Here is a 4,776-nt window from a genome sequence, read left to right on the forward strand (position 1 = left end):
TATGAGGCCTTCAAGGAAGAAGCCTATGAGGCGGAACTCTTCAAGCTCTTGGTGCGCATCTCCCGTGAAGGTCTCAGTATCGGGGTTCACCTCTTGGTGACAGCCGGACGTCAGACCAACCTTCGTGCACAACTTTACTCAAACTTCAAGCACCAGTTGAGCCTGCCACAAAATGAGGCGGGTGAAGTGCGGGCCATCGTGGGCTCTACGCCACTCGCTATGACTATGGAAGACATCAAGGGCCGTGCCCTTATGAAGCGGGAAGAAGTGGATGTGATCCAGCTGGCACTCTCAGTTTATGGAGCTAATGATACCCAAGTCCTCAACAACCTACGTCAGGAAGTGGCTTCCCTCCAAGAAGCCTGGACAGGACAACGCCCAAGTGCCATCCCGATGGTACCAGAGGAGTTGACGGAGAAAGACTTCTATAGCCGAGCAAGCGTGCAGACTGCCTATGAACACGGCCTCGTGCCATTAGGACTTGACATGGAGACAGTTGAGCCCGTCACTTGGAATCTGGCTAAAGGAAATCTTCTCTACCTAACAGATAAAGAAGAACAGATGACAGCCTTGGTGAAACACATTGCCAAAGGGAAACAGAAGGTCATCATCTTGGCACCGAAGTATCATAACTTACCTGAAATGGAAGGAGTGACGATTCTTGCAAGTCCAGAGGAATATCAGGCGGGGATTGCAAGTATAGAGAAGAGAATTCAGGAGCGGTTAGAAGGCAAACAGCGAGATCATGTTGCAACAGTGGTTGTTTACAATTTAACCGAATTAGTGGTAGAATTAAACTCAGAAGCGCTTGATACATTGGCTTATGTCCTAGACAAAGGAATTCGAGCTGGATATGGTTCTCTTGTAATGAGTTCGCCATTGATTACTAAATACATTGATGTGGTCTCAAAAACTGTTCGCTCTTATAAGCAGGCTGTTATAGGGCTTCGCTTAAGCGATCAATCAGTTCTGACAGTAACCAACAGACCTGTTCGTGAGCCACAATTAGAAGAACAAGAACACTACTATGTGGCCGATGGGTTAGCAAGTAGAATGAAAGTATTAATGATATAAGGAGGAGTGATGGGGAAAGCAACCATACAAGCTCAGATAGATGCTAAGCGTGGAGAAATTACTAATTTGAATAGTCAAATTAGTCGATTGGAAGAATGTAAAAAAGCACTTACAGATTTTTCAACGGATATAGAATATGTACTTACGAGCAATGAACATATTGAAACGACCTATTATTTAGCAGGAACACCATATTTAAATGAAACCAATAATGAAGAGAAAATACTAAAAACAGCTAAACAAAAGCTTTCAGCAAAGAGTGATGACGTAGTGGCCAAATTGACTCAGAAAATTTCTGAATTAGAGACAGAGAAGTCGGGGATTAGCCTTAGTATTAGTTGGTTAGAAATTGAAAAAAGTCTAACAACGGAGGAGTAAAGTATGAGTGATATTATAAAAGTACATGACTTACCGGCCATAGCTCGTTATAGTTCGGCTGTTCAAGAGTTTTCAAAAGGTGTGGACTCGGCTTCTAAACAAACGATGCGTAAATTTAATGAAAAGGCAGGTAAAACAGGAGATTCAGAGGACAAAGGAGAGGCAATAAATGCTTTCTTCACTCGATTGAATACTTTACAGACCCAAGTATTTCAAGAGTATCCTACCACTATTACGCATTTTTCAACAGCTTTATCAACATTTGAAAATGCTGCTACAGCTGCCGGTTTCCAAAATAAAGCATGGACTCAACAAACTGGTAATGATTCTGTCTATAAAAAATTAGATGGCGTGGAGTCTGAACAATATGAGAAGATCAAAACAAAAGTCGATAATCTTCAAACGCTATTAAACGATGCTACTGCTGAACTAGGTATTGAATCAGAAGATTTAACAACTATTAAAACAACTGCGGGAGATGATTTAGCTAGTGCAGCGACTGCACGTCGTGATACTCATAACGCCTTGCAACAAGCACATGATACCTTATCAAAAGATACTACGGATGCAGAAGCAGAACTAAAAACTCTACAGACTAGAATAAAAAATGCCAGTGCAGTATGTAATATTCCGGCTTCTAGTATCTTAGCAGGAATTAAAAATGGTAGTCTTACTAAGAGAAAAATCAGTTATTTGGATAGTATTCAAACAGAAGCAGATGGACGTGCTTTAGGTGCAATACTTAATAAACAGCCAGGAGACATATTAAACGAAAAACCTGGGGATCTTAGTGAAGGATTTTACAGTATTGGTGCTCAGGAAATGATGGAGTGGATTGAATCAGGAGATGCAGCCACTCTGAACCATCTTTTAGACGCTATGGGGAATCGGGATTTTTCTGCTAACCAACCATTTTTGCTAGAGTTTCAAAAGGCTGGAGTTAGGCTAGGTGATACTCTTGAAAAGGTTATGGAAGTTCAATATGCTAAAGACGGCACTTTACAGAGCAACCAGATGGCAGCATATAATAAGCATCTTGCTTTGACGGATAAGTTTGTTAGTTTGATGGAATCTCTTTATGTAATGGAGATAGGACGGACAGAAACATCAAAAGGAAAATTAGCAGTTGGTGACAAACTATATGTCACCGAAACGAGAACAAAAGTTTCAATTTCAGATATATCGGATGCAACATTTTCATTTAAGAATACGGTTGATACAAAGAAAACAACCTTGGAAATGAATATAGGTGGCTACTCTTATCCAACGAGTATTAGCAATACAACCGAAACCAAGGTTTACAAAATGGAAGAATACGCAACCGCTATTGGAAATAATATGGCAGAGAAGCAGGCTCGGATCGGTGAACTTGAGAAATCTCGCGAAGAAGCGAATAAAGATATGCGTGCTGCAATGGGTAAAGCTATAACTTATGCACTGGTTGGTACTTTCATACCTGAAGCAGTTCCTATCGTCTCGATGATTGATGCTCTGGCTACCAGTGATTCTAAGGAATTCAGTAAAGAACTCTTTTCTGCGATTGATAAGGATATAACCGTTAAGGGGAAAGTTGTTGAAAGTGGTTTTACGAAGACGGGTCCATACAATATGGGTATTCAATTACCAACAGCAACCATACAAGCCTATTTGAAGTATGTCGATCAGTTAAAGGGATATGACTTGGAAAAAGAAAAGACACGCATTGAGATGGTGGATGACTTTTTAAATCGAGGGAATACCTATCTTTTCCAGAAAGATGGGAAGAGTTCAGTCGCAATTTCTCGCATGAGAACACATAATTTTTATACAGAGGTCCGCTTGAAAGAGATGGATAATGAAGGTCTTGTTCCTTATGTTGAATATGCGAAGTCGTCCAGCCATTATAAGGTGAATAGTACTAGTAATGATACAAGGGCAATAATCCAAGAAGCAATAAACAAAGAAAATCAACTTAACTCAAATTCTGTAACACCAGAAATGAGCAAGTATCTCTTAGGCGAGGAGACCGATCTTTCTCTAGTCAATATGAGCGTAGACCAGTTGAAAACGTATAAAAATGTATTGGAACATTTATCGATTTCTTCTGACCAAAATGCCAAACATGGCTATGAAGAATATCAGCTCTATCTAAATAGTAAATACTCAGGAGGAAGTCAATGAAACAATACAGGAAAAAAATACTAATCATTCTGGGGGTTTTAAGCCTTCTTGTTGTGGTTTCTGGAGGCTATCCTTTGTATCGCTATTTGACACATGATCGCTATAAAGTTTGGTCAATTGAAGTAGAACCAGCATCTCATGAATTTATAGCTGATAGACAGGGGCTGGTCATTTCTTGGAAAGAGACAAAGAATAGTAATGGGAAAAGAGATAGGGATGAGCCGGTTGACTATAGTTTGGTAATTCATGGGAGACGATTTATAGCCACAGAAAGTATCCGTTTAATCTATGAATCGGGAGATAATCGCTTTGATGTGAAGAATCTAAGTTGGGGGGAGTATTGGAAGATTCAGGTCTATGATACCAGTCAGGATGATTTGCCTCGTAAGGAGTATGATCTTTTGAAGGCTATTGCGGATTATGATGCTTCTTACTTTCCAGTTTCAAGTGCCTATACTCATTTTTTTGCTTACAAAGATCAGGAATACCGGACAGTCGTTCTCCAGAAAACGGGAGGTGAGGATCGTAAGGAAGTCCTCTTTAACATGGCAACAGGTAAACTAGAAGACATCCCTAAGGATGCCGGAAAGGCTCTAGAGAACAGAAATGTTAATATATTTAAAGAATTTACTAATTTAAAAGAATATTATGCAGGTGACCTTTTACATATAGACACTCCAATTAGTTTTTCTCAATCCGTAATTGAACAGTCTTCAGACTGGCGTTTGAAGGAGGAGTATCCTGCAGCCTATGACTTGATGACTAAGAAGAAAGGTGGGCTATTTTTCTTGACCAACGAGACAGATATCAAGCTTCTCTCTGATATATACAGTCTCTTAATCCCTAAGGACAGAGATTTGTTTGATAATCTAACAGTTTATGGAGAGGTGACCAAGGACGGGAAAGACCATGTGGTTCATTCCTATGAAGAGTTTATCAATGTCTTGAAACCAAAGGAGGAATTGAGCAATGTCCGTTAAACAGATCCAACCGATGCGAATTCAAAGTATTAAGGCAAGTATTAAGGTTTCGACAGATGAGATTTCAAAGGGGATGTCGACTATCATTGATGCACCGGTTACAAGTAATCTAGAGTCTTGTGCGGGTCTCGCAAAAACATGTATGGAAAATTTAGTAGAGACGGTAGACTCATTAGATGGCTTT

4 protein-coding genes and 1 pseudogene are annotated in these 4,776 nt (G+C 40.0%); all 5 read left to right on the forward strand.

The window, feature by feature from the left end; genetic code table 11:
• Positions 1 to 1,074 (forward strand): annotated as a pseudogene (locus GMD1S_RS12270) (type VII secretion protein EssC); the annotation flags it as partial.
• Positions 1,075 to 1,083: 9 nt separating this feature from the next.
• Entirely contained in the window at positions 1,084 to 1,452 is a 369-nt protein-coding gene (locus tag GMD1S_RS06635; protein ID WP_000513720.1) for a DUF5082 family protein, read from the forward strand.
• A 3-nt stretch (positions 1,453 to 1,455) separates the two neighbouring features.
• Positions 1,456 to 3,612 carry a hypothetical protein gene (locus GMD1S_RS06640; RefSeq protein WP_001279978.1) on the forward strand — a complete coding sequence of 719 codons (2,157 nt, stop codon included), beginning with the start codon at positions 1,456 to 1,458 and terminating at the stop codon, positions 3,610 to 3,612.
• Positions 3,609 to 4,592, forward strand: a complete 984-nt coding sequence (locus GMD1S_RS06645; protein WP_000816351.1) for a hypothetical protein — start codon at positions 3,609 to 3,611, stop codon at positions 4,590 to 4,592. Before GMD1S_RS06640 ends, GMD1S_RS06645 begins: the two co-directional genes overlap by 4 nt.
• Positions 4,582 to 4,776: hypothetical protein (locus tag GMD1S_RS06650; RefSeq protein WP_000114079.1), on the forward strand; the 195-nt coding region annotated here is incomplete at its 3' end. The genes GMD1S_RS06645 and GMD1S_RS06650, both read left to right, overlap by 11 nt.

The sequence above is a fragment of the Streptococcus sp. GMD1S genome (genome assembly GCF_000296875.1).
In the GTDB taxonomy this organism is placed as follows: Bacteria; Bacillota; Bacilli; order Lactobacillales; family Streptococcaceae; genus Streptococcus.

Coding starts and splice junctions, on each gene's coding strand:
- GMD1S_RS06635 (WP_000513720.1), top strand. CDS start 1,084: ATGGGGAAAGCAACCATACAAGCTCAGATAGATGCTAAGCGTGGAGAA.
- GMD1S_RS06640 (WP_001279978.1), top strand. CDS start 1,456: ATGAGTGATATTATAAAAGTACATGACTTACCGGCCATAGCTCGTTAT.
- GMD1S_RS06645 (WP_000816351.1), top strand. CDS start 3,609: ATGAAACAATACAGGAAAAAAATACTAATCATTCTGGGGGTTTTAAGC.